Origin of the sequence: Pseudomonas putida (assembly GCF_001636055.1) — a bacterium.
Classification (GTDB): Bacteria; Pseudomonadota; Gammaproteobacteria; order Pseudomonadales; family Pseudomonadaceae; genus Aquipseudomonas; species Aquipseudomonas machongensis.
Window position 1 is genome coordinate 4,028,641 of the sequence record NZ_CP011789.1, and the last position, 21,729, is coordinate 4,050,369.

General features: G+C 56.1%; 29 protein-coding genes, 1 tRNA gene and 1 pseudogene. 14 read left to right on the forward strand and 17 right to left on the reverse strand.

From position 1 onward, the window contains the following. Position 1: 1 nt before the first annotated feature. The 8 genes and pseudogenes from AB688_RS26455 to AB688_RS17860 form a co-directional block, all read right to left on the reverse strand. Positions 2-460: a DUF3429 domain-containing protein gene (locus AB688_RS26455; protein WP_081255264.1), complete on the reverse strand. Its 459-nt coding sequence runs from the start codon at positions 458-460 to the stop codon at positions 2-4. Positions 461-495: 35 nt separating this feature from the next. Then, the gene (folE, locus tag AB688_RS17840; protein ID WP_063545344.1) at positions 496-1,056 is read right to left on the reverse strand and encodes a GTP cyclohydrolase I FolE; all 561 of its coding nucleotides are present in this window, start codon (positions 1,054-1,056) and stop codon (positions 496-498) included. Further along, a complete protein-coding gene (locus tag AB688_RS26460) occupies positions 1,041-1,454 on the reverse strand; it encodes a thiol-disulfide oxidoreductase DCC family protein (RefSeq protein ID WP_081255265.1) in 414 nt (137 codons plus the stop codon). The genes folE and AB688_RS26460 overlap by 16 nt, the downstream gene beginning before the upstream one ends. A 406-nt stretch (positions 1,455-1,860) precedes the next feature. Next, the gene (locus AB688_RS27560) at positions 1,861-2,466 is read right to left on the reverse strand and encodes a methyl-accepting chemotaxis protein (RefSeq protein ID WP_419555270.1); all 606 of its coding nucleotides are present in this window, start codon (positions 2,464-2,466) and stop codon (positions 1,861-1,863) included. Then, positions 2,446-3,096 (reverse strand): annotated as a pseudogene (locus tag AB688_RS27565) (PAS domain-containing protein); the annotation flags it as partial. The gene AB688_RS27560 and the pseudogene AB688_RS27565, both read right to left, overlap by 21 nt. A gap of 890 nt (positions 3,097-3,986) precedes the next feature. Then, the gene (locus AB688_RS17850) at positions 3,987-5,360 is read right to left on the reverse strand and encodes an LLM class flavin-dependent oxidoreductase (protein ID WP_063546791.1); all 1,374 of its coding nucleotides are present in this window, start codon (positions 5,358-5,360) and stop codon (positions 3,987-3,989) included. Positions 5,361-5,394: 34 nt separating this feature from the next. Further along, on the reverse strand, positions 5,395-6,240 hold the full coding sequence (locus AB688_RS17855; protein WP_063545346.1) for an amino acid ABC transporter permease: 846 nt from the start codon (positions 6,238-6,240) through the stop codon (positions 5,395-5,397). Next, positions 6,237-7,058 (reverse strand): ABC transporter substrate-binding protein, encoded by an 822-nt coding sequence (locus AB688_RS17860; RefSeq protein WP_063545347.1) that lies wholly within the window; start codon positions 7,056-7,058, stop codon positions 6,237-6,239. The genes AB688_RS17855 and AB688_RS17860 overlap by 4 nt, the downstream gene beginning before the upstream one ends. A gap of 1,029 nt (positions 7,059-8,087) precedes the next feature. Between AB688_RS17860 and AB688_RS17870 the strand changes: the two genes are divergently transcribed. Beyond that, positions 8,088-8,172: transfer RNA gene (locus AB688_RS17870), tRNA-Leu, on the forward strand. A 499-nt stretch (positions 8,173-8,671) separates the two neighbouring features. Further along, a complete protein-coding gene (locus tag AB688_RS17880) occupies positions 8,672-9,085 on the forward strand; it encodes a DoxX family protein (protein WP_054892097.1) in 414 nt (137 codons plus the stop codon). Between the two features lies 1 nt (position 9,086). On the opposite strand, the gene AB688_RS17885 is transcribed toward AB688_RS17880, so the two are convergent. Next, a complete protein-coding gene (locus AB688_RS17885) occupies positions 9,087-9,281 on the reverse strand; it encodes a hypothetical protein (protein ID WP_054892098.1) in 195 nt (64 codons plus the stop codon). Between the two features lie 237 nt (positions 9,282-9,518). On the opposite strand from AB688_RS17885, the gene AB688_RS17890 reads away from it, so the two are divergent. Both AB688_RS17890 and AB688_RS26470 read left to right on the forward strand, forming a co-directional pair. Further along, a complete protein-coding gene (locus tag AB688_RS17890; RefSeq protein WP_054892099.1) occupies positions 9,519-10,193 on the forward strand; it encodes a polysaccharide lyase family 7 protein in 675 nt (224 codons plus the stop codon). Positions 10,194-10,340: 147 nt separating this feature from the next. After that, a complete protein-coding gene (locus AB688_RS26470) occupies positions 10,341-10,448 on the forward strand; it encodes a DUF2388 domain-containing protein (protein WP_419555271.1) in 108 nt (35 codons plus the stop codon). A gap of 7 nt (positions 10,449-10,455) precedes the next feature. On the opposite strand, the gene AB688_RS17895 is transcribed toward AB688_RS26470, so the two are convergent. Together AB688_RS17895 and AB688_RS17900 are read right to left on the reverse strand one after the other, a co-directional pair. After that, entirely contained in the window at positions 10,456-11,325 is an 870-nt protein-coding gene (locus AB688_RS17895) for an AraC family transcriptional regulator (protein ID WP_063545349.1), read from the reverse strand. A 232-nt stretch (positions 11,326-11,557) separates the two neighbouring features. Further along, on the reverse strand, positions 11,558-11,851 hold the full coding sequence (locus AB688_RS17900; RefSeq protein WP_054892102.1) for a hypothetical protein: 294 nt from the start codon (positions 11,849-11,851) through the stop codon (positions 11,558-11,560). A gap of 325 nt (positions 11,852-12,176) precedes the next feature. Between AB688_RS17900 and AB688_RS17905 the strand changes: the two genes are divergently transcribed. After that, positions 12,177-12,959: an EAL domain-containing protein gene (locus tag AB688_RS17905; protein WP_063545350.1), complete on the forward strand. Its 783-nt coding sequence runs from the start codon at positions 12,177-12,179 to the stop codon at positions 12,957-12,959. 1,400 nt (positions 12,960-14,359) lie between these two features. Here AB688_RS17905 and AB688_RS17915 read toward each other — a convergent pair. Continuing rightward, positions 14,360-14,692 (reverse strand): hypothetical protein, encoded by a 333-nt coding sequence (locus tag AB688_RS17915; protein WP_231100248.1) that lies wholly within the window; start codon positions 14,690-14,692, stop codon positions 14,360-14,362. On the opposite strand from AB688_RS17915, the gene AB688_RS17920 reads away from it, so the two are divergent. The 3 genes from AB688_RS17920 to AB688_RS26875 are packed head-to-tail and all read left to right on the forward strand — an operon-like array spanning position 14,679 to position 15,413. Continuing rightward, entirely contained in the window at positions 14,679-14,981 is a 303-nt protein-coding gene (locus AB688_RS17920; RefSeq protein WP_063545351.1) for a LuxR C-terminal-related transcriptional regulator, read from the forward strand. The two genes, AB688_RS17915 and AB688_RS17920, sit on opposite strands and share 14 nt — an antisense overlap. 19 nt (positions 14,982-15,000) lie before the next feature. Beyond that, the gene (locus AB688_RS17925) at positions 15,001-15,270 is read left to right on the forward strand and encodes a hypothetical protein (RefSeq protein ID WP_063545352.1); all 270 of its coding nucleotides are present in this window, start codon (positions 15,001-15,003) and stop codon (positions 15,268-15,270) included. Next, positions 15,267-15,413 carry a hypothetical protein gene (locus AB688_RS26875; protein ID WP_155738218.1) on the forward strand — a complete coding sequence of 49 codons (147 nt, stop codon included), beginning with the start codon at positions 15,267-15,269 and terminating at the stop codon, positions 15,411-15,413. The genes AB688_RS17925 and AB688_RS26875 overlap by 4 nt, the downstream gene beginning before the upstream one ends. Here the strand turns inward: AB688_RS26875 and AB688_RS26475 are convergent. Beyond that, the gene (locus tag AB688_RS26475; RefSeq protein ID WP_081255267.1) at positions 15,410-15,877 is read right to left on the reverse strand and encodes an anti-virulence regulator CigR family protein; all 468 of its coding nucleotides are present in this window, start codon (positions 15,875-15,877) and stop codon (positions 15,410-15,412) included. The genes AB688_RS26875 and AB688_RS26475 overlap by 4 nt on opposite strands. 223 nt (positions 15,878-16,100) lie before the next feature. Between AB688_RS26475 and AB688_RS17930 the strand changes: the two genes are divergently transcribed. From AB688_RS17930 to AB688_RS17935, 3 genes are all read left to right on the forward strand, one after another. Further along, a complete protein-coding gene (locus AB688_RS17930; RefSeq protein ID WP_231100249.1) occupies positions 16,101-16,361 on the forward strand; it encodes a hypothetical protein in 261 nt (86 codons plus the stop codon). A gap of 545 nt (positions 16,362-16,906) precedes the next feature. After that, a complete protein-coding gene (locus AB688_RS26480) occupies positions 16,907-17,155 on the forward strand; it encodes a hypothetical protein (RefSeq protein WP_081255268.1) in 249 nt (82 codons plus the stop codon). After that, on the forward strand, positions 17,125-17,598 hold the full coding sequence (locus tag AB688_RS17935) for an integrase (protein ID WP_081255269.1): 474 nt from the start codon (positions 17,125-17,127) through the stop codon (positions 17,596-17,598). The genes AB688_RS26480 and AB688_RS17935 overlap by 31 nt, the downstream gene beginning before the upstream one ends. Before the next feature lie 326 nt (positions 17,599-17,924). Here the strand turns inward: AB688_RS17935 and AB688_RS17940 are convergent, their stop codons facing one another. Together AB688_RS17940 and AB688_RS27220 are read right to left on the reverse strand one after the other, a co-directional pair. Further along, positions 17,925-18,164, reverse strand: a complete 240-nt coding sequence (locus tag AB688_RS17940) for a hypothetical protein (RefSeq protein ID WP_063545353.1) — start codon at positions 18,162-18,164, stop codon at positions 17,925-17,927. Next, a complete protein-coding gene (locus AB688_RS27220) occupies positions 18,133-18,426 on the reverse strand; it encodes a hypothetical protein (RefSeq protein ID WP_063546795.1) in 294 nt (97 codons plus the stop codon). The genes AB688_RS17940 and AB688_RS27220 overlap by 32 nt, the downstream gene beginning before the upstream one ends. Positions 18,427-18,533: 107 nt before the next feature. Between AB688_RS27220 and AB688_RS17950 the strand changes: the two genes are divergently transcribed. Further along, positions 18,534-19,196, forward strand: a complete 663-nt coding sequence (locus tag AB688_RS17950; RefSeq protein ID WP_063545354.1) for an SOS response-associated peptidase — start codon at positions 18,534-18,536, stop codon at positions 19,194-19,196. Here AB688_RS17950 and AB688_RS17955 read toward each other — a convergent pair. Both AB688_RS17955 and AB688_RS26485 read right to left on the reverse strand, forming a co-directional pair. Beyond that, positions 19,190-19,396: a hypothetical protein gene (locus AB688_RS17955; protein WP_063545355.1), complete on the reverse strand. Its 207-nt coding sequence runs from the start codon at positions 19,394-19,396 to the stop codon at positions 19,190-19,192. The two genes, AB688_RS17950 and AB688_RS17955, sit on opposite strands and share 7 nt — an antisense overlap. Before the next feature lie 17 nt (positions 19,397-19,413). Continuing rightward, positions 19,414-19,623 carry a hypothetical protein gene (locus tag AB688_RS26485; protein WP_081255344.1) on the reverse strand — a complete coding sequence of 70 codons (210 nt, stop codon included), beginning with the start codon at positions 19,621-19,623 and terminating at the stop codon, positions 19,414-19,416. Positions 19,624-19,794: 171 nt separating this feature from the next. On the opposite strand from AB688_RS26485, the gene AB688_RS17960 reads away from it, so the two are divergent. Beyond that, on the forward strand, positions 19,795-20,808 hold the full coding sequence (locus tag AB688_RS17960) for a MerR family transcriptional regulator (protein ID WP_063545356.1): 1,014 nt from the start codon (positions 19,795-19,797) through the stop codon (positions 20,806-20,808). A 58-nt stretch (positions 20,809-20,866) separates the two neighbouring features. After that, a complete protein-coding gene (locus AB688_RS17965; RefSeq protein WP_081255270.1) occupies positions 20,867-21,727 on the forward strand; it encodes a class I SAM-dependent methyltransferase in 861 nt (286 codons plus the stop codon). Positions 21,728-21,729 lie beyond the last annotated feature (2 nt).

Here is a 21,729-nt window from a genome sequence, read left to right on the forward strand (position 1 = left end):
CTCAATCAAAAAAAGATAGTACAAGCGCACCAATTAACAAACACACACTTGCGACTATGGTTAAACGTACTCGCATAGGCCAGTACCACCCAGGCAAAAAATTGACCAATTTACGATCTTGCCAAAGATGTCCAATGAAGCCACAGGCTAATACCAAGCCGCCCCAAGACACAGGTAACAACATGCTAACCCAACCGATGAGGGCTGGAATAACACTCCACACGAGCCGCTCCTGTCGTCCATTTGCAGATAACTCCTGTAACGTCATGGCGAACCCCCAATGCAAGGCCCCGACAAAACTCAGTATCACAGCCCCATAGCCCACCAACGCAACAGATAGAGAATCTCGGTAATCAGTCGCTATACAAATCAGCAGTGCCACACCAACGAACGGCAGCAAGCCACTATAGCCCAGGACTTTAAAACGACTTGGAGATAACGTATTGAAAACTGCACTCATGAGCACCTCCGTCCTATGCGGCTAGGGATCATATTTCAGGGATGTCGCCCAATGAGGTTGAGGAATTCGTGCCGGGTCGTCGGGGCGTCTCGGAACTCACCCAGCATTACCGATGAAATCATCACTGAGTTCTGCTTTTCTACACCTCGCATCATCATGCACATGTGCTTGGCCTCGATAACCACGCCAACACCTGCCGCATCAGTCACTTCCTGCATTGCACACGCAATCTGTCTAGTCAAATTCTCTTGAATCTGCAAACGGCGGGCAAACATATCGACTAAACGCGCCACTTTGGAAAGCCCTAATACTCGTCCTGTTGGAAGATAGGCGACATGCGCCTTCCCAATAAACGGCAACATGTGATGCTCGCACAATGAGTACAACTCAATATCGCGAACGACTACCATCTCATCATTCTGACTTTCGAACAAAGCGCCATTGACTATCTCCGCTAGGCTCTGGGTATAGCCATTGCATAGATAATGCATCGCTTTGGCAGCACGTTGGGGTGTATCCAAGAGCCCTTCTCGCTGCGGGTTTTCACCAACGCCAACAAGGATTTCACGATAATGCTCGGCTAGCGAATGTGACATTTGGATTCCTCACCTTTGCAACGTTGCCTACCCTCGGGATGGGGTAACCAGGCCAAACTTGGTCTCAAGCGACAGAAAAACCTGTACAGAACTGAAAGCAAAGGACGTAGCGGACGCCAAGCCAGTGGAGCTGCCCACATCCCAACACCGGCAGCACGCCAGCTCCAAAGGGTAGCGTCCAGGCCTGTTACCCAATGATCGTTCGCGAACCTGCCGTGCAAGCACGATCTCAACTGCTCAATCGACAGGCCAAGAGGTATCGGATCAAAGTCATCCCCATCGATATCGATCAGGATGAGCTTTGCTGGAGTCGAACACCTGCGCAGGAAGGCCACCTCCCTGGCGCACAATGGACAGGCACCGTCAAAATAAAGGGTCAAAGGCCACTGGCAATACATGTACAACACCTCAATTTTGTACAGCTTTTTGTATAAGTTAGCGGAACCCGTGAAATTAGCAATGGCCGTGATGACGGATCACCTCGGAAGCGTCCATCCGCCTGAGGCTGGCGGGATCTGCGCCTTTTACAGATTGCGGTAGGCGACCCGAGTCATCAGATGTCAGTCGAGATCGGAACGTACTGGTTTATACGAGAGTGCGATAGTTGCATCGCTTTTGAGACGCTGCGAAAGCCAGCTAGGGGAAACGAAGATTGGAGGTATCGTCTAGAAACGGAGTGATTGAGGAATACACCATGGGCAGCTACATGACTGTCCAAAGCAAAGACACCACCAAGGGCGTGCCTTTTGCGTTGGCCAGTCCGTGACTGAGGCACATAGGTAGTTACCGTCAATAGACGCGCGTCTACTTCACCTCGTCAGCGAAGCGCCCAACAGCTTCTACTACCTGCTTTGCTCCATTTTGAATCTCAAGGATAACCGTGCCCGCCTCGTTGGCGAGTACCAAGCCCTCCTCAGCTTTCGCACGACTGCTGAACATCTGGGCGACGGCGTTATCAGCAAGCTCCTGGTTTTGCTGAACAACGTTCACAATCTCTTCGGTCGCCGAGCTGGTGTGGCCTGCGAGCTTTCGGACTTCATCAGCAACCACAGCAAAGCCCCGCCCCTGCTCTCCGGCACGTGCCGCTTCAATCGCCGCATTCAAGGCAAGAAGGTTGGTCTGCGACGCAATACCGCCAATGGTTTGAACGATTGAGCTGATCAACGCAGATTGCCTGCCGAGCGCCTCGATGCTGTCGGTTGCGAGCTTCATTTGCTCAGCGATACTTCGCATCGTGCCTACAGTTCGCGTTACCACGACAGCGCCGTGCTCGGCACTTGAGTCCGTTCGTTGCGAGACATCAAAAGCAACGCCGGCGGCATCTTTGACCTCTTGTTCTCTAGCTACCTGGTCGGTAACCACACTCGCAAATTTCACGACCTTAGCTAGCTTGCCCTCGGTGTCATGCACAGGGTTGTAGGTTGCCTCCAGCCAAATATCGTTGCCACGCCCGTCGACTCGCTTGAAGCGATTCGCGACGTACTCACCACGGTTGAGTGTCTTCCAGAAATTTACGTACTCATCGGATGCCGCTTCTTGCGCCGAACAGAACAAGCGATGATGCTTGCCGACGATCTGGCCCAATGAGTAGCCCATGGCATCAAGGAACTGCTTGTTCGCCGTGATTACGGTGCCATCCAATTTAAACTCAATGACAGCCGTTGACCTAACCAGCGCTTCAATCAGAGCCTGGTTCTCCTTGGCCTCCTCAACGGTACGAGTAATCTCACTGCCGTAGCCCTGGACATGAGCCAAGCTCCCGTCTTGGTTTCGAACAGGAAGCCAGTAGATTTTCAACCAGGCAAGAGTACCGTCAGCCCGGAGGTAGCGATATTCGTCATTGACGGGTTCGAATCGCGCCACAGCTTGATTGAAGGCGTGGAAGCAAGGGAGATTTTTGACGTAAGGCGGAACGATCTCCGAAAGCGGACGGCCTTGCAGATGGTCGCTCGAGTACCCCAGAGTTTCCAAGAAACTCCGATTGACTGCACAGATCCGGAACTGACCATCAAGTCTAATGGAAAGCATCCCTCTGTCCATTTGCTCGACCTGCTGACGTAGCAGATGTAGCTCCGCACTCTGCTCCTGCAGCGATTTTTTGAGTTTGCGGTTGAACAATTTAAGGCTCCACACATGCTGAATCAGCAATTATCGACACAGGCCACTTTTTCTTGAGCGGCTAGTCAACTTTTAATGGGGTTGGGACGGGTGGTTAGCCAACAGCGCTATGACTTCTAGTCAAGACATAAGGAGGGACTCTCGCTCTGACACCAGCCGGAGCCTCTGGAAGCGCAGTTGGCCTCAAGAGGGGGAAGACTGGTGTCAAGTGGAACCGCTGAAAATCGAAGACCTCTCCACGATTGCAGGTCAGGATGGCAACGAACGCTGAGGATTTTGGCCTAAAAAGATGGCCCAGGCGTCATATGAGTTTTGATGCCATTGGACAGCATCGTCCCAGAGGACACCGTTGATTTCGCCCCGAGAAACTAGGTGCCTGAGTCTAGAATTTGAAGCATCCAATTCAAGAAGGTGCCTATGAGCGGTGTACCGAAAATCGTCGTTGCTTAGCATTGGACTGATGTCCTGAAGGGCTGGCTCGAGGATACGTGCCGATGTCCCTGTGCATCATTATGACATCAAACCGAAGCGCTAGTGCTGACCTCACCGAATATCCTACGCCCCTGCCGCGAAATCTGCCGGCGAAGGCTATCTCAGGACGGATACCGAGCTATCCAGGAGACTTTTACCCAGAGGCGGCTGGTCGAATAACCGCTCAGACTTCCTGATTAGCTGTCCGGTGGGCCATCGCAACACACCATGACAGAGCCTGTGTCATAGACTCCCCTAGCCCCGAGTCGAACGCCTCCTCAGTAGGCCACACCGGTAACGACCATCCTGAGGCTTGGCTATCCGATCATAGGATTTTCATGTCAACGATCCCGAAAAGAAGCCCCATAGGCCGATGACGGTAGCCGACTAGAGCCGTCAGTTCTCAGCCGAGATCGAAAAGTGCCGGTTTGCGCCTGAGTGCGATAGAGGCCTCGTTTTTGGAGCGCTGGCACGACCAGCTCGGCGAAATCCTCAAGCGTCCCAGGGCTTGTGAGCGGGTTAAGCATGTAGCCACTCGTTCCCGAGATGCGAGCATGCTCCTCAATCCGGTCGGCGACCTGCTCTGGCGTTCCGACTAGGATCAGGTCAGTACCCCGCGTCACATTGGCGAAGCGCTTCTTGACATCGCCCGCAGTGAGAGGCTTCCCGCTTCCATCGGGACGCATCATGTAGGAAGTCAGGCCTTCGGTATGAGTCGAGAGCGCATCGCTGTCTGCGTAACGGCTCAGGTCGATGCCTGTATCACCTGCATAGCTGACAAGTTGCGCCTCCAGGTGATAGTTGCTTTGAAGTTCGTCGTACTTCCGCTGAGCCTCGATTTCGGTCTTGGCGGTGACGATCCTCAGTACCGTCAACGATTTTACGTCATCCCGAGCACGCCCCCGAGCCTGGGCCATCGCCCAGATCTCTTCCAAGCCCTGGCGGATTTCCTGAGGGTTGGATTTTGCGATGAAGATCAGCTCGGCATGCTTGGCCGCGAATTCACGGCCTCTGCCCGACCAACCCGCCTGGATCAGCAAAGGTGTACGTTGCGGAGACGGCGCAGTGAGGTGAGGCCCCGCCACACGGTAACGCTCACCGAAATGGTTGATGGGCTTCACCCGGTCGCCTTGGGCGTAGACCTGCCCCGCTTTGTCCGCGACTACTGCGTCATCGGCCCAGCTGCCCTCCCAGAGTTTGTAGACCACATCCATGAACTCTTCAGCGCGCTCGTACCGGTCGGCATGCTTGATCATCTCCTCCAGACCGAAGTTTCGAGCCGCGCTGGAAAGGTAGGAGGTGACGATGTTCCAAGCGATCCGCCCTCCGGTCATGTGGTCGAGCGTACTGAGCCGCCTGGCGTGCGTGAACGGGTGCTCGTAGGTGGTGGTGATGGTTGCGCCGAAAGCCAGGTTTTTCGTGATAGCAGCGAGGCCTGGGATGATCATCAGGGGATCATTTGCCGGCGCTTCAACTGCCCACTTCACTGCCGCTTCAGCATTTCCGCCGAACACGTCGTAGAAGCCAAGCACGTCAGCAAAGAAGAGCATGTCGAGGTTGGCCTGCTCGGCGATGCGTGCCTGGTTTGACCAAAAATCGAAGGTGTTGGCAGCCAGGCGTTCGTCAGCCGGGTGAGTCCACAGACTAGGCGCGCCACCACAGCCAACACTGGCCTGCTCATAAAGGGCAAATAGAAGGGGTTTTGGGTCGGACATTATTGTTCCTATCTTCATTGAGATAGCGGGCAACTCACCGCTGATTCTGGAATCCTTTGCCGAAGTGGCGCTCAAGACGGTGCTGGATGAGTTCAAGCCCAATGGACAGCAGCCAGTAGATGAGCGCGGCGGTGGCGAGCATTTCGATGTAACGGTACGAAGAGCGCCCGTAGGACTGCGCCAGGAACATCACCTCCCAGACGCCCATGACCGAAATGAGGGACGAGTCCTTCAGCATCGAGATGAACTGGCTGGTGGTCGGCGGGATGATCGTCCTCATCGCTTGGGGAAGAACGACGTGAAGGAACGTCGACGTCGGCCTCAAGCCGAGCGCAGCAGCCGCTTCACGCTGCCCAGGTGGGACAGCCATGATGCCGGCACGGAAAATCTCGCTGAGGTAGGCACCGTAGTTGAGCGACAGTGCGATGACCCCTGCGGTAATGGCTCCCGGCACCACGCCCAGTTGAGGCAAGCCTAAGTAAATGAGCAGGATCTGGATAAGCAGCGGTGTACCGCGAAAGAACGACGCGTAGAAGCTCGCTACGCCGAACGCCACAGCACTGCGCGACAACCGCGCCAGTGCCGTAACAAAGCCCAGCAGCAGCGAAAGCCAGATCGAACAGAAGCAGAGGAAGAGCGTCAGTGCAGCGCCCTGGAGGAAGCCATCAGGCCCTAACCGGAGCCCTACCAGGTTTGGCCACTTATCCAGGATGATCGAGAACTTCAGGTCAAAGCCCAGGAAGAAAATGACGCATAGTCCGAGCAAAGCCGCCCAAGTCAGATACAGGCGGGTTTTAAACCCAAAGTTCCGACTCAAAGCGCTCGACTTCACATAGGGTGCGAGAACGGACTTCGCGGGGTTTGGATTGTGAGCTGTCATTTACTGATATCGGCGCCGATCCACTTCTGGGAGATCTTAGCCAATGTTCCATCGGCCTTAAGCTCCGTGATGACCTGAGTGACCTTTTGACTCCACTGCGGATCGCCCTTCTCAACAGCAACTACGTTGGGTTCCGCGTACAAAGTATCACCTGCAATTTTGAAACGGGGATCCTGGGCTATACGCTCCTTGGCAGTGATCAGGTTGGTGACCATTGCGTCGAGACGCACGCCGGCCCCCAGTGCTAGATCCTGGAAGGCAACAGTTTCGTTGTCGTAGGGCGCAGCTTGGACACTGTCGAATGGGTAGACCAGAGGTTTGTCCTCTGCCCCTTCGATGGTGAGATCCTTGTTCAGGTAAGCCTCGTACGTGGAGGCGCTTATGACCCCGACCTTCTTACCCGACAGATCTTTTCCCGAGGTGATGGTGTTGTCTTTGGCGTTGACCACGATCACCGCAGGCGACTGGTAATACTCGACAGGGAAGTCGAATACCTCAGCACGAGCCTTGCTCGGCGTCATTGAGCAGACGCAGATATCGTAGCGACCACTCCAGCGCCCTGCTGCGATCACATCCCAGGATGGTGTTTCGAGTTTAAGTTTTACTCCGAGGCGTTCGGCCACAGCCTTGGCGACATCCACGTCAAAACCATCCAGCTGGTTCTGCTGGTTTAAAAAAGAGAACGGAGGGTAGTTCTCCATCAGTACTCCGGTGAGCACACCTTTGCTCTCCACACGGTCGAGCGTTGAGCCAGCAAAGGCCGTTGAATAAGCCGTTAGTAGGGCAAAGCCCAAAGGCAAAAGGGAGAGGGGTTTCAACGACTGCTACTCCATGAGACTCAATTTTTAATATTAAAACGCAATATAAAATTAATTTGTAAGAATATTATGGAATATGCTTGCTTCTACGAGCTATATCTTTGAGCAAGGTCACCCCGCCTGTCAGGCAGTTTCCAGATCCACTAGGTGCTGGCCACGACTAACGGTAAACAGCTGGCCCAGGCCGATGAGCCTTATCGCAAGTGAGGGGTGAATCTGCCACTCACCCATCATCCGGAGGGCAAAAAAGCCCGCGATGGGGAGCGGGCTGGACCAATCGTAGAGATGAAGGGATGCCTAACCCACCCTCTGTGAAAATACGTGAGGCGATCTGCGAGCCTACAACAATGCGAAGGTCTGGTTCTGTCGCATTAAAAGCCGCTAATGAGGCGGTTTTAAGGGTGACACTCGAGGTCTCCAGCCCGCCTCAGCGGAGTTTAATTTGCTGATGACGAGTTATTTTCCTTCACAGGCATTGGTGCCGGACACGTACCGCTACAGGTTAACGCTGGATGGAATCAGCAACAATCAACGCTGGATCACCATACCTAGGTCTGATGTAGTTATCGTGGGTTTTCGTATAATCGCCAATTGTGCTTTTAGCAAGCTTAGCCTTATTAGCAATCATCGACTCCGACGCTTTATTAACAGTAATGCTTTCCCTCAAACTTTTTTATACTCCTCAACCAAAATCACATCGAGGTTAGCGTAGGTCTTTTCCGCAACCTCCCTGATAACTGGAAGTTTCGTAGACTTGTAGTCGTAGATGTCAATCTTGCGCCGCTGATCTTTGCCGCTGGCCTTTCGGATGATATAGAGCGTTTTCCCACCGGCTTTAGTGACGCGTACAGCTAGGCCCTTTGTATGAGTGTCATACACCTAAATCTCAGACTTATCCTCCGGGCAAACCAGGTCTCTAGGCACATCCTTAGTAAAATTGTTCTTCAATGCCACGCCCACACTCCTTCCCAGCCTCTAAACCGTTGATTTCCGCATAATTTTCGTGTCTAATCGACTGCTTCACATCGCGCCCCGATGGTGAAATTGGTAGACACATCGCACTTAAAATGCGCCGCCGAAAGGTGTGCCGGTTCGAGTCCGGCTCGGGGCACCACGAAACACCCCGTCCCTCGCAATACCAAGCCGTCAGCGCCGCTTTCCCACTGATCTGTCTCTCGTGCCTAAGCTATGTCGGCCTTCAAATGCCTTGAGGCTGCCTAAATAACGATCAATGCATCCGACACGATAGCTTGGTAGCTCTTGTTGGCTGGCCTGGTAGCTGCGCCGGCAGCTCAACTCAGCTCCCAGCAGCTCTGCTCAGCTCTCACAAGCCCTCGGCAGCGGTGCAATACTCGCCTCAAGGCCTTGATTCTCTAAGCTTTTAAGCTCAAGTAAGCTAAGCTCAGCTCTCGTAAGCTCTCCACACCTCCCGTAAGCGTAATGAGGGGCAGAATGACTTAAAATCTGTCGGCGCAAGCCTTGTGGGTTCGAGTCCCACCACTCGCACCATATTCCTCGTCAAAGGCGCCTGAACAGGCGCCTTTTTCGTTCGTGCAGCAAAGGCTTGCGCACCTGCTAGAGTGGATTCTGACACTGTCCACCGGAGCATAGACATGCGCTACACCCTCTTCGACGGTCAACGCGATGCCATCATCCTTCTGGCGCGCATCCTCTTGATGATCCTCTTCGTCCTCTCTGGCTGGAGCAAACTCACCGGCTTCGAAGGCACCGTGGGCTACCTCGGATCCCTGGGCGCCCCAGCCCCGACGGTCGCGGCGGCGGTCGCAGTGATCATGGAGTTCTTCGTAGCCATCCTCCTGATACTCGGTTTCTACACCCGACCACTGGCTTTGCTGTTCGCCCTGTTCGTGCTCGGCACGGCGCTGATCGGCCACCCGTTCTGGAACATGGTCGAGCCTGCGCGCGCAGCCAACATGACCCAGTTCTTCAAGAACATGAGCATCATCGGCGGCCTGCTGCTATTGGCTGTGACAGGCGCCGGACGCTTCTCGCTGGACCGGCGCTGACTCAGTCGTCAGGGTGGTCATGCCAGGCGGGATGGTCTTGCTCGTCATCGTCGAGATCATCCTGTAGCGCCTCGTCTTCCTCGATCTCATCCTCGGCGCCCTGGGCATCGGCCTCAGGGTCGAAGTCCTCGTAGAGAAATTCGTGATCGAGCAAGTGATCGTGCTCAGGTTCGGGGAGATCGTCTTCTTCGTGCATCGCGCAGCTCCGTGTTGGGGGGCCTGTATAGGCTTATCGGAAGTCGCGGTCAATCATTGAACCGGGTTAACGCTCGCTTAACTGCGCAAGCCGTAATCTTGCGCTGCTCCCTTCAGAACGTCTTGCCCGCCGCCATGGCGGGCTTTTTTTTGCCGCTCATGGATCAGCTGAAACTTGCGCCGCTCCTCCAGGTTCGCACTAGGTGTAGGACCTGTCTTTTTTGCAAGGAGAACAGCAATGGCCGTGAACATGGAAAACCTCATCATCACCACGCCCGTGCCCAAGTCACCCAGCAATCCGGTGGCGCTGGAACTGACCGGGGCCCAGGCCCTGGCCACCCTCACCCAGGTAATCGCCCGCCTCAGCGACGGCTCGATCCGCATGAGCGCTCCGACCCGCGGCGCTTCGAGCAAGAGCACCCACCGCACCCGCTGCGAGTGGAAGGAAGCACGCTATTGGTCCCTGACCAGCGCTACCCGCCACAGCAATCATCAGCGCATGACCCTGGAAAAGGTCAATTCGGCGCAAAAAGTGGTGATTTCGCAGATGCACGTCAAGGACGACGACAGCCCTGTGATCAAGGTGTTCTGGAACAAGGGCAAGATCACCCTGGGGTTTCGCCAGGACTTCAACCAACTCACGCCGCTGAGTAGCAACGTACTGACCGACGTGCCGCTGAACACCCCGTTCGAGATCAGCATCGACGTCACCAGCGCCGGTGCGGCAACGGTCAGCGCCACCTGCAACGGCCGTACGGGCAGCACTGGCGTCCTGCAGATGGCCCAGAGCTGGAACGTCCGCGCCTTCAATTTCCATGGCGGAGTGTATAACCAGGTGGACTACAGCGACTCCACCGCCGCCGAAGACGGCTCGGTGTGCGTGATCAGCCGACTGGAACTCAGCCACATCTAGAAACAGTCTGTCGACATGCCTTTCACGAAATGCTGACATTCACAGGGGCATAGTGACCAGGCTTCGATACGTTCTTGAACCCGCCCAAATGGCGGGTTTTTCTTTTTCTGCGTCGACGCACTCGCCTTCATCGGCTCCGACGGCGCCATTCGCGGAGCTCGCTTCGAACAGGCATGCCGTGAATACCGCGCCAGCGCCACACCCCCCTTCATGAGCGACCGACAACTGGCGCTGGCGATCACCGCCACCTATTGATCAGCGCTCAACGCAGGGGGATGTAGATATCCGTCTGCCATTGCTCGAGCGGCGTCTGCGGATACACGCTCAGGTACTCGAAATACAGCGGATGGTCGCGCAATTCCTCACCACTGCCCGGCAACCAGTCGCGATAGACCGGATAGATCGTCTCGCCAATGACATGCGGCGAGCCGACATGACGCACCACCGCACAACGCCCGGCAGGGATGATGAGCTCTCGCACCGCTTCGTCATCAGGCACCAGCGGCTGATTGAGCTCGCCACAGATGGCAAAGCGAAAATCCTGCGCTGGTGTGGTGTCGGGGTTGCCGTATGGGATGCCGAATGTGCGACTGCTCTCCACCGGCGACTGGCCCGTGCGCTTGCGCCAATCGATGAAGCGCCCGACGGTCTGGTCCAGCAATGCCGGTGCACCATGGTGCTCCAGCGCTACAACCTTGACCTCGACAAAGTCCACGATCCGAACTTGCATGACGATACTCCTGGAAAAATGGGGAATGGCAAATACCGCATTCCACAGCTGCCAGCTCGGCGCCTGGCGAAAGGTGCTCGGCGACATGCCAAAGGCCCGGCGAAACGCACGGCTGAACGCCTCGGGGCTTTCGAAGCCTGCGTCCAACGCAGCGTCCAGTACCGAATGGCTGTCATCCCCCGCCAGTCGTTGACCAGCCCGACGCAGTCGCATCAGCTGCACGTATCGCGCGACGGGCACGCCGACGTACGCAGTGAACTGCCGATGGAAGTGAAAGGTCGAGAAGTTCGCGATCTCGCTCAGGGTGTTCACCGACAGGTCACCTTCGAGATTGGCCTGGATATGGGTGAGCACCGCTTCGAAGCGCTTGGCGTAGATCGCGTTGGGAGGTGTGCAGGACATCGGTGGCAAGGCCCAGTGGTTGCGGTGAGGCAAGGATCGTCGATGCTCGGAAAGCGTACCTAGCCGGGTTTGCTCAATGCATCCGGCGATGAGCATCCAACCACGCCGGGCATGGCTAGCAATGCGAGCAGTATTTCATGTATCCCCCCTTTGAGAGAGCACTGTGGGGGCGTAGTGTCGCCAGATGCAAAAAGCCCAGCGCGGAGCTGGGCTTCGTGGTTAACCTCAAGGGTCATGCCCTGGCTGCAATCTTCCTGGGCGCACCCTCCATCGCAATCCTCCTGGCGCGTCCCACACCCCACGCAAGAGCGCGGGTCATCGACTCTCCAGGACGTTCATCGTAGGCCTCTTCAAGAAGCCTGGCGCCTGAAGACGAGTAAACGCCGATGAAAAGCTGCGTGCCCCCTATTCGAGACAGCCTCGCCTGAACATCGATCACGGTTCCGTCATCCAGCGCCTCTACGTGATCGCGGTGATGCAGGGTCGGGTCGGCCCAGCCCCAAAACACCTCTCCTCTGATAATCATGCCGGCCTCCTTCGACATACGCGTTAATGTAGATGACGTACCCACATTAGCGCTGCCTCCGGCGACATTCATAAAATTGGCGTCAAAATCCGTCGCAGTCTGACAGGCGGCCCTGAATCTTGTACGCCAGCGAAGACCATGTACAAGAAATAGGTTTCTAGGCCACAAATAAACTCCCGAAAGTCCGACGCCGTTAGAACACAGTTCGTCCTAACGCCAGCTCACGGCAGACTGCCCCTGAGCCAGGGCGAATGGGTACAAATTGGAACTTGCTGTGGATTCAAGCATTCTCAACAGTCGTACCCACGCACCTCGGCGATAACCCATGAGCAAGCCCGTTTTCCCCCAGCCCTTTCTAGCGATTGGCTGCTCCCAATGTCGCGACCTTGCGAGCCTGGGTTTCGACATTACGATGGCCTTCCAGCCCATCATTCACGTTCCTTCAGGTAGGCCGTTTGGCTATGAGGCATTGGTTCGCGGTCCAAGCGGTGAAAGCGCTGCGCAAATCCTGGCCAAGGTGTCGCCCGATAATCTGTACCGTTTCGATCAGGCCTGTCGAGTGAAGGCCATCGAGCAAGCGGCAGCACTAGGACTGGGACGGCATGCGGACTGTAAATTGAGCATCAACTTTCTGCCCAACGCCGTCTACCGTGCCAGTACCTGTATCCGAGCTACCCTGGAAGCCACCCGGACATTCGACTTCCCTGCCAATCAGCTCATGTTCGAAGTGACCGAGGGTGAGCGGATCGACGATACCGAGCACTTGAAAGCAATCTTCAAGGAATACGGCCGACAGGGCTTCACCACTGCGATAGATGATTTCGGCTCGGGTTACTCAGGCTTGAACCTCCTCGCAGAATTTCAGCCAGACGTACTGAAGCTGGATATGGCACTCACGCGGAGAATCAGCCAGGATCCGGTTCGGCAAGCCATCGTCGCGGGTATCGTTCTGGTAGCCGAACGGCTGGGCATTACGCTGATCGCCGAGGGGATTGAGACAGATGCAGAGTGCCAAGCATTGGCAGCATTGGGGATTGATTTGATGCAAGGATTTCTGTTCGCTCGACCACAGATAAATGCATTGCCATTGGTCGAACGACTTTCTTAGTTTGACCTGCTTGTAGCAGAAGGCATTCAGCGCAGCCCAACCCCGAGCCTTCGAGGCTCGAGGGTTGGTAATGCCATCTAGCGGACCTGAAAGAGCGGGATGTGACAGCTGACGGCCTTCACCTGAATGCGGTTCGGCCGAAAGCAGCGACCTGAAAGCTGTGCGTGCCAATCATGCTCAGCCGTTCTGACTCTGCACGTACTGTTCGACCATTACCTTTCCTTCGATAACTGCTTCAAACGGGGAGGAGAATGGTCGATTCACACGCATGGTGCGCGCCGTAGCGCCTGGTCTCCCTACTTCAACCAGCATCCCGGTGGGAAAATCAAGGCTAGCCTCCCACAGCACGTAGATAGATGCCTGGTACCCAAGGTAGGTGTGCTCGTACAGGTTATGGCTTATGGACTGAAGGCTCATCATTTTCTCCAATTGTGCGCCTCAAATGCGCCTCCGATGGAGATACGACTGATGTCTTTTCAAGAGCGTTCCGTTTTCCAGCATCCTTATCTGAAAGTACGTGAAGGCCTGCGTCCAGAGGGTTTAACTTCAAGGCCGGTAGGCGCAGGCGGAGAGCTCTCGGTGATCCAGTCCAGGGCGCGCTGCCGCCCCCACGCCATGGCAGCAGTCATGGTCTGATGCAATCTCCCTTTCCCACAAACTTTTTCAACTGCCCCGGTATGGCCTTCTGTTGCAGGTCCGGTGTAGCGCACGCCCATACCTTTTGTTTCGGAACTCTTGGCTTTCCGGCCCCATAAAGAAAAACCCCGCAGACGTTAATCTGCGGGGCTTTCAAATGTGGAGGCCGAGGTCGGATCGAACCGGCGTAGACGAATTTGCAAACCGATCCAATAATCACCGCCTCATGCGGTCTAGACAATCAAATCAGTTCCAAAAGAATCGATTTTTCCGGGCTGTAACCCGCATTCTACAAGGGTCGCCGTTTTAGTTTTGGAACCGATTTCCAGAATTTTTAGAGGGCGGAGCACGAACGACCTCGAGTGAAAGCCTAGCCATCCGATCAGTGGTTCACGCTGACCGAAGACCCGGTGAGCTTTCGCCCATCGACCAGAATCAAGGCGCTGCAATAAGGGCAGGAGAGCGCGTCATGCTCTCTAGGGTCGACAATTAATCCGTTCTCGCAGACTGGGCATTTACCTTTGATCGGGCTGCGGCGAAATCGAATGAATACTCAACTAGCGATACCAATAATTGCCAGGCCAGCGATCGCACCCACTGAATAATACATACCCACCTCGGCTCCATGCAGTTTTGAGGGATCGCCACCTGTCTCAGCAAGTCACTTTCCTATACGGCCGTCATGATAGTCGCCGAGACTTAACCCGGAAAGCCCCCTTACGGCGTTCTGCCGACACTGTCAGCCGTCCTGGCTGGCGTCCTTCTCACTCCGCTTCACGCTCAGCATGAGCCCATAGTCTGGCCGCCTCGGCGAGCTCCAGCATCTCGGCCAGCGCCCCAGCACCAATGTCCTGTCGGCGATGAGCGGAAATGGCCATTTCCGTCATCACTGCAGAGCGCCCCTCTGGATCGGAGATCATCGCCATCTGGTCGTTGAGCTCATCCATCCATGGCTGCGGGATGCCCTCCGCGCTACTGCGCACGACACCACCATGATTGCGCATAGAGCACACCATCACCATTTCCACCGCACTCGTCATCGAGCTGCGCAAGGCATTGGAAAGTGCAAAACCGAGATAACCCATGGACACGATCACAAGCGGCTCTTGGATGGGCTACCTTGGGCGCAGTCTTGCGCCCCGCGAGCTGGAGTGTGTTCTCGATGTTGCTCAGGGCATGACCTCGAAGCAGATCGTACGGCACTACTGCATCAGCCAGAGCGGTGTCGAGAAGCGCATTGCCGCCGCTATGTTCAAGCTTGAGGTGCCGCGCCGGGCCGCCACCGACGACAGCGGCCCCATGCGCCGCGATCGACGAGTACCAGACCGCCGGATCGCACAGGTCCGCGTCCTACGCAAAGCCAAGTCATTCGACTACCACGCCTGATTCCCACGAGGAACACCCCATGCAGACAGGAATGCACCCCGCTTTCGCGGAGAAATGCGCCCTGCTCGCGGCTCTGCTCGAGCGCAGCCAAATGGTACGCGAAGAGGCTCTCGCCAAGGTCGCCCAAGGGAGTCCGCGCTACCAGGCATCTGATCATGGCGGCACCTGGGATGTGGTTGAGATCGTCACCGGCGCCGTGCAAGGCTTCGCCTACAGTTACAAGGCGGGGATGCGCTTTGTCGATGCCTGCGAGGCTGGGGCGGCAAGCAAGGCAGGCACGCGGCAATGAGCACGCGCAAACCCCAGAACATGCGGGCACGCCTGGAGCGGACGTGCCGGACCCTGGTCTCGGACAATCACGCCGCCGTGGTCAACATCGAGCATGAAACGCATCGCCGCCCACGTCCGGCAGAGCGCGAGCGACTCCACTAATCCAGTGCCCCATTCAGCACCTCGTAGATTATGCCGGTAGCAATCGCAACGAGAATTAAGTCAGTTCCGACCTGTTGCCACTCATAGCCATCGTAGCGAGGAAGATGGCCCAGAAGTCTCCCATCGAGCTTTTTCGCGATGCCAGGAGGGAGCGGTTTTCCTCGTGCCAAATTCTTCTGAATACCAGGCGGCAGTGCTGGTCCTGGACTCCAGTAATTGTGGTAACTGTTTAGTACGTTTAGGACGCTGCTTCGATCAACTCTCGGTCCGTCATCCCAGTCATTGTGCCCTGAACCCTTTCCCTTCGACCCGCCGCCCGCAGCTTCATGGCCTTGAATATTCTGGAAGTTACCCTTTCCATGGCCCTGCCCTTTTCCATTGCCGGGATCAGCCGCGGCACTTATTGAGCCCGTAACTAGGGCGGCACTAGCGAGCAATGAGATTAAAGTTTTTGATGTGAGCATGTCCGTTCTCTCATTAAGGGTAGCCCCTCCAATGTAGACGACGTTGCCCCACTAAGTGCATTCAACATCATTACTCCTTCAGCACGGAGGGTGATGCAGTCAACCCTAGAGGTATCGGCCATGACCGAGCAGAAGACGGGAGCCGCAAAGCACTCAGCGGACTACCGCGATCGTCAGAAGAAGCAGGCCGCGAAGCTGGGGCATCGAGAAGGTGTTCTTCAAAATGCCGGAAGGGATCAAGGCCGCCATGGCTGCCGAGATCGAGCGCCACGGCTACGATCAGGTGCAGGAGCTATGGCAGGACTTGGCCCTGTCATGGATTGCCCAGGATCCGGAAGAGCGGGCGCGTCGCCTTGAACGTCCTGACGCGCCAGCTTTTTACATCTCGCCAAAGCTAGCGCGTCAGTTTGAAGAAGCGAGTGTTGCCGAACTGCGGCGCGACCCAGGGACTGAGAACAATCTCTCAGGAATGAAAAAGGGCTGAACGAGTCAGCCCTTCTGAATAGTGGTGCGGGGCCCGGTTGCCCGGCGGCTATCTATCAAGCACAACGCTCAATCCCCAACAGTTCTCTGCTATTTGCATGGTCCCGCAGCACAGCCCCAGCACAGATCATCATTGGTAGTACTGCCATAAGAACCCCCCAGTAAGCATTGTCATTGATGAAAACAAACAAAGTTACGAGGCCAGACAGAACAGATAAAACATCGATGGACTTCACGTTGTAAACAGCTTGCATCGACTCGATTGGGTCAAACAACGACCACGTGATCGAAGATTACCACTCAACCCGCACCTGAGGCAATAGGCTACTACCTTGCCTCCGGCGCTGCCCGCCAGCGCCTTCCCCTATGCAAGCTTTACTGCCAACTGAAGGGAAACTGCAATAGCGGCAGCCATTGCGGCGGCGCTATTCCACCGAGCTTGAGCGCGTAGTGTCTTGATGAGATCGGAGTTGTTGAAAACTATACCTTTCCAGTAATCACCATCGCACTGGAGCTTGGGCGCTGGATTGATGAGAGGTATCAGCTGTGAGCGAATTCACGGATACACAACGCTTGGATTTCATGCTCGGCAATTTCCGAAAGGTGGTGGTAGAGGTTCTGCCATTCGGGGGTCGAGATGTTTACGTGGGAGAAGGCTTCATGGGGACAAAAACCTATGGGGCAGTTCGCCTCACCAATCCTTCCGATCAGGAGGAAGAACAGGCGAAAAGGATGGCAATCGATCTAGCTCTGCAGGTGCAACCATGGCCTGCCAGCGCCCAGCCGACACGCTGAAGTTCAGCAGTGTCGACCTCGACGAGGACTACCTGTGGGTCGACCAGAACAAGACAGATAAGAAGTTGCGCATACGACGGCACGTCAATGGCGTACTGACCGGCCTAGGCCTATTCATCGAGGCGCTGCTTGAGCGGCGCAAGCTTCAGGGCGTGCGCAATTCACGCCTGATCACCAACGACGCCGGCCTGCGGATGAGCTGGGAGATGCTGAGGAATCGCTTCGGTGAGGCGCGGGACAAGGCCGCTCGGAAGCTGATCGCCGACGGCAACACTGACCTGGCCGCCAAAGTTCGGCAGTTCCAGTTCCGCGATATCCACCCGAAGGCCGCTTCGGAGATCGAGGATATCAGTCACGCCAGCCGCCTGCGGGGTCACTCGAAAGAGGAAATAACCAAGCGGGTCTATCGCCGAGTTGGCGAGGTTGTGAGCCCAACAAAATAGATAGGGTTGCGGAACACATGCCAAATGTTGCGGAACACTTTGGCTTTTTCGAGCCATAAATAAAAACCCCGCAGACGTTGATCTGCGGGGTTTTCGAAGAGTGGAGGCCGAGGTCGGAATCGAACCGGCGTAGACGGATTTGCAAACCGATCCAAGAATTCCCGCCCTGCAATGGTTGCGAGGCTATATCAGTTCCAAAACTAAAGAGATCTTAACGGCCTGCACGCCGCATTCTACAAGGGTCACCTTTTTAGTTTTGGAACCGTTTTTCACCCTTTCCTTTGGCGTTCTGCCACCCCGGTCAGCCGTCCTGGCTGGCGTCACTCTCACTCCGCTTCACGCTCAGCATGAGCCCATAGCCTGGCCGCCTCGGCGAGCTCCAGCATCTCGGCCAGCGCTCCAGCATCAACGTCCTGTCGGCGATGAGCGTAAACAGCCATTTCCGCCATCACGGCAGAGCGCCCGTCTGGATCGGTGATCATCGCCATCTGGTCGTTGAGCTCGACCATCCAGGGCTGCGGTATGCCCGCCGCGCTACTGTGCACGACACCACCAGGATTGCGCATAGAGTACACCGTCAACCTCCTCCACCCCGGTGATGTTCATTCCGCCCTGGGCCATTCCCGTAACGCGTGCGTCGTGTAGCCGCGGAATCACGTCTGGACCTGGGGTCGGATTGAACACCCAGGCGCCCAGGCACTGCCGACCGAGCACTGAACTGTGCCCGTACTCAATATGAACGTCAGCCCGCAGCGGCTGGATCTTCGTGAGCTGTCCACTGGGGATCGCAACGCCGCGCACTCGGCGGCGAACAAGGAGGAAGTACATACGGCACCAATACTGTATATCGATACAGTATTTGAGCATTGCACGCGCAGCCCGCGCCAGTACCGCCTGGCGGGCTATGCTTTGTGCTCGAGCAGGAGGGACGGGAAATGTGTGGACGGCTGACCCAGTACCGGGGCATTCACGACTTCGTTGAGGTGCTGAGCATGCCGGAGGTGTGGAGGAACAACGTCGGTGACCAGGCGCTGCAGCGGTACAACATTGCGCCTACTACGCCCGTTGCTGTGCTGCGCTTTGATGAGGGAGGGCCGCGGGCGGACCTGGTGAGGTGGGGGTGGCGGCCGCACTGGGCAACCGATCGCGCCGCGCCGATCAATGCCCGCGTCGAGAAGGTCGCTCACGGCCCGTTCTTCCGGGCCATCTGGCCGCATCGGGCTATTACGCCTATCGACGGCTGGTACGAGTGGGTTGATGAGGGTGGGCCGAAGAAACAGCCCTATTACATCCGGCGGCGGGACGGCCAGCCGGCGCTATGCGCCAGCATCGGTCAATTCACCGGCAACGAGCACGACGGTTTCGTCATCATCACGGCCGACGCCCAGGGCGGGCTTGTGGACGTGCACGACCGCCGGCCAGTGGTGCTTGAGCCGGAACTGGCTCGAGAGTGGATTGCAGCAGGCATGCCAAGCGAGCACGCAGAACAGATGGTGCTGAACCTGGGTGAACCAGCCGAGGCATTCGAGTGGTACAAGGTCAGCACAGCCGTAGGGAACGTGCGGAACCAAGGGCCTGAGCTGATATCGCCTCAGTGACGACTCAGCGGCGCTCGCCCCATGGCATCTGAGTGGTACTGATGGGCCGCCTTGATCTGCGATTCCAAGATCAGCCGCAAGCGCTCCACTTCCTGCGCAGGCAATCCAGCCTCTTGTGCCTCAAGATGGCGCCTCATAGCCTCCTCAACATCCTTGTAGACCTGATGGTCTGGCATCACGATTTCGCGCTTGTCCTTCATGCTCGCCTCCATGGCGATCAGTGAATGATATGAGGTGCCTTGCCGGTAGCGATGAGCTGATACTCGGTCACCTGGCGGTAAAGCCGATCGGCCAATACTCGGTGCCGCTCGACATCCTCGGGGGACTCACCATCAGCCACGGCCTGCTGCAGGCGTCGATTGGCATCAAGCGCCTGACGAAGTAACTCCTCACCTGCAGCAACCATTCCTTCGAGCGTACGTTTCACCGATACATCCCAGTTGTCGAACATACAATTGTAGATGGCATAAGCGTGACGTTATCCTCCTGCCGTACCCCTGCCCCCCAAAATCAGCCCAAAAGAAGGCAGGGCTATGGGCTGCACGCTGCTCCATGGCCCGTATAATGCGCCGCTCATATATTCGGGAAATGAGTGAAAATGGGAATACCACCACTCTATCAGGTAGGGGCCCTAGCGCGCCGTTGCAAGGTAACCATTAGAACCCTCCATCACTATGATGAAATAGGCCTCATCAAGCCAGCTGCACGCACGCAGGCGGGGTATCGTCTCTACGCCGAGTCCGCGGTTGAGCAAATAAACGCAATCCAAACACTCCAAGAGACAGGACTGTCGCTGGAGAGCATTAAGCGCCTCCTGACCACTCCTAGCCAGCAGAGCATAGAAGCCATTTCAATCCAGCTCTCTCGGATCGATGAAGATATGGCGCTGATGAAACAGCGCAAAGCGAAGCTGTCTGTCCTTGCCGCTGGGCTGACCGCCGGCATAGTCAATGATCGCTTCCCCTGGCCCAACGCCGTAACACTACTTGAACACTATCGCAAAGCGTTCACGGAAGCTGAGCTACTGAAAATTCTTGGGCGCTGGGCTCTTGCTCGAAATCTGTTCGAACGCCTGATAGAAGAACTCCAGGCGGTAATGGCAGAGGGTTTGGACTACCACAAGCCGAAGGTCCAGCGTTTGGCCGCACGCTGGATGGATGCAGCAATGCTATGGATGGATGGAGACATTGAGGTAGCAAGAAGATGGAGCAATCTGCATGAAAAAGACCATGGTCAGCGTGACCACGTCGGACTGGACACTAGCCTGCTTGCCTACATCACTCCGGCCATAGAGTTGCGCATGGATGCATTGCGACGTCATCTGACCGAGGAAGACATCCTTAGCCTGGATAAAAGACTTGCCAGGGAGTGGAGTGAATTCGGCCGCCGCGCCGACCAATTGCTCAAGGCCGGCGACTCAGTGAGTCCGCTGGAAATCGACAGCCTGATAACGCAATACCATTCGCTTGTAGACAAGATGACCAGAGGCAATTGCGCGCTCGCCAGAAAGCTCCAGATGGCCTATCGCTGTGAGCCTATCTTGCAGATCGGGCATCCGGTTCCTGCACGCGTTCGAGAATGGCTTGCAAAGCACCTTCAGAAACAGGCTTGACCCTCACGCTAAGGGGAGGCTTTACAGTGCCGGCGAAACCATTCACCGGAGCACTACTGTGACCTCGCAAGATATCCCCAACCGCCCCTCCTCAGCGCTACGTGTGGCAATGGCGCGTGCCGTCCATCAATTACTGGACGACCCGGTCGTTTTTGACGATCCATACGCGCTCGAGGTGTTGCCCTCACCCGTCCAAAGCATGCTGCAAAAAGATCCGTTTCAGTTCAATGAGCCCGTGATGCGCTCTTTGCGGGCAGCCGTTGTTGCACGCAGCCGCTACAGCGAAGACTTGCTGTTGAACTCCAGGAACATGGATCTACGCCAATATGTGATTCTTGGGGCTGGACTCGACACCTATGCGCTACGTAACGAGGACGAGAGCCTGGTTGTATTCGAGGTAGACCTCCACACTACCCAAGAGCAAAAGAGAAAAGCGATAGGTGGATTAAGTTCGGGCGCCAATTCGGTACGCTATGTTCCATGTGACCTGCGCAAAGACGCGTTGCTACCACGCCTGGTCGAGAACGGACTGGAAGCACAACAACCTGTCTTTGTTGCATGGCTTGGCGTGACCCCTTACCTCACGAGAGAACAGATCGTCGAAACGCTAAAGTCGCTGGCCCACTTGCCGGAGGGAAGCCAAATAGTTTTCGATTATCGGGTCTCACCGGAGCGGCTTCCTCCAATTGAACGAGCAATTGAAAGTCATGCTGCGAATCTGTTTGCTCAGATGGGAGAACCATGGCTCTCAAGCTTTGACCCAGAGGAAATGAGCGCGCTACTCAGTTCGATCGGTTTTACCTTACGAGAAAATCTAGACGCTAGCGCAATCAATCACCGATATTTCGCACGCCGTAAAGACGGTCTACAGGCGACCGGCGCGGGTTTCCGTCTGCTCCACGCAGTGCGCAACTGCTAAAC

Bases quoted from the DNA above. Each gene is read 5' to 3' on its own strand.
- AB688_RS26455 (WP_081255264.1), bottom strand. From the start codon at position 460: ATGAGTGCAGTTTTCAATACGTTATCTCCAAGTCGTTTTAAAGTCCTG.
- folE (WP_063545344.1), bottom strand. From the start codon at position 1,056: ATGTCACATTCGCTAGCCGAGCATTATCGTGAAATCCTTGTTGGCGTT.
- AB688_RS26460 (WP_081255265.1), bottom strand. From the start codon at position 1,454: ATGTATTGCCAGTGGCCTTTGACCCTTTATTTTGACGGTGCCTGTCCA.
- AB688_RS17850 (WP_063546791.1), bottom strand. From the start codon at position 5,360: ATGTCCGACCCAAAACCCCTTCTATTTGCCCTTTATGAGCAGGCCAGT.
- AB688_RS17855 (WP_063545346.1), bottom strand. From the start codon at position 6,240: ATGACAGCTCACAATCCAAACCCCGCGAAGTCCGTTCTCGCACCCTAT.
- AB688_RS17880 (WP_054892097.1), top strand. From the start codon at position 8,672: ATGCGCTACACCCTCTTCGACGGTCAACGCGATGCCATCATCCTTCTG.
- AB688_RS17885 (WP_054892098.1), bottom strand. From the start codon at position 9,281: ATGCACGAAGAAGACGATCTCCCCGAACCTGAGCACGATCACTTGCTC.
- AB688_RS17890 (WP_054892099.1), top strand. From the start codon at position 9,519: ATGGCCGTGAACATGGAAAACCTCATCATCACCACGCCCGTGCCCAAG.
- AB688_RS17895 (WP_063545349.1), bottom strand. From the start codon at position 11,325: ATGTCCTGCACACCTCCCAACGCGATCTACGCCAAGCGCTTCGAAGCG.
- AB688_RS17900 (WP_054892102.1), bottom strand. From the start codon at position 11,851: ATGATTATCAGAGGAGAGGTGTTTTGGGGCTGGGCCGACCCGACCCTG.
- AB688_RS17905 (WP_063545350.1), top strand. From the start codon at position 12,177: ATGAGCAAGCCCGTTTTCCCCCAGCCCTTTCTAGCGATTGGCTGCTCC.
- AB688_RS17920 (WP_063545351.1), top strand. From the start codon at position 14,679: ATGGACACGATCACAAGCGGCTCTTGGATGGGCTACCTTGGGCGCAGT.
- AB688_RS17925 (WP_063545352.1), top strand. From the start codon at position 15,001: ATGCAGACAGGAATGCACCCCGCTTTCGCGGAGAAATGCGCCCTGCTC.
- AB688_RS26875 (WP_155738218.1), top strand. From the start codon at position 15,267: ATGAGCACGCGCAAACCCCAGAACATGCGGGCACGCCTGGAGCGGACG.
- AB688_RS26475 (WP_081255267.1), bottom strand. From the start codon at position 15,877: ATGCTCACATCAAAAACTTTAATCTCATTGCTCGCTAGTGCCGCCCTA.
- AB688_RS17930 (WP_231100249.1), top strand. From the start codon at position 16,101: ATGCCGGAAGGGATCAAGGCCGCCATGGCTGCCGAGATCGAGCGCCAC.
- AB688_RS17935 (WP_081255269.1), top strand. From the start codon at position 17,125: ATGGCCTGCCAGCGCCCAGCCGACACGCTGAAGTTCAGCAGTGTCGAC.
- AB688_RS17940 (WP_063545353.1), bottom strand. From the start codon at position 18,164: ATGCGCAATCCTGGTGGTGTCGTGCACAGTAGCGCGGCGGGCATACCG.
- AB688_RS27220 (WP_063546795.1), bottom strand. From the start codon at position 18,426: ATGTACTTCCTCCTTGTTCGCCGCCGAGTGCGCGGCGTTGCGATCCCC.
- AB688_RS17950 (WP_063545354.1), top strand. From the start codon at position 18,534: ATGTGTGGACGGCTGACCCAGTACCGGGGCATTCACGACTTCGTTGAG.
- AB688_RS17955 (WP_063545355.1), bottom strand. From the start codon at position 19,396: ATGAAGGACAAGCGCGAAATCGTGATGCCAGACCATCAGGTCTACAAG.
- AB688_RS17960 (WP_063545356.1), top strand. From the start codon at position 19,795: ATGGGAATACCACCACTCTATCAGGTAGGGGCCCTAGCGCGCCGTTGC.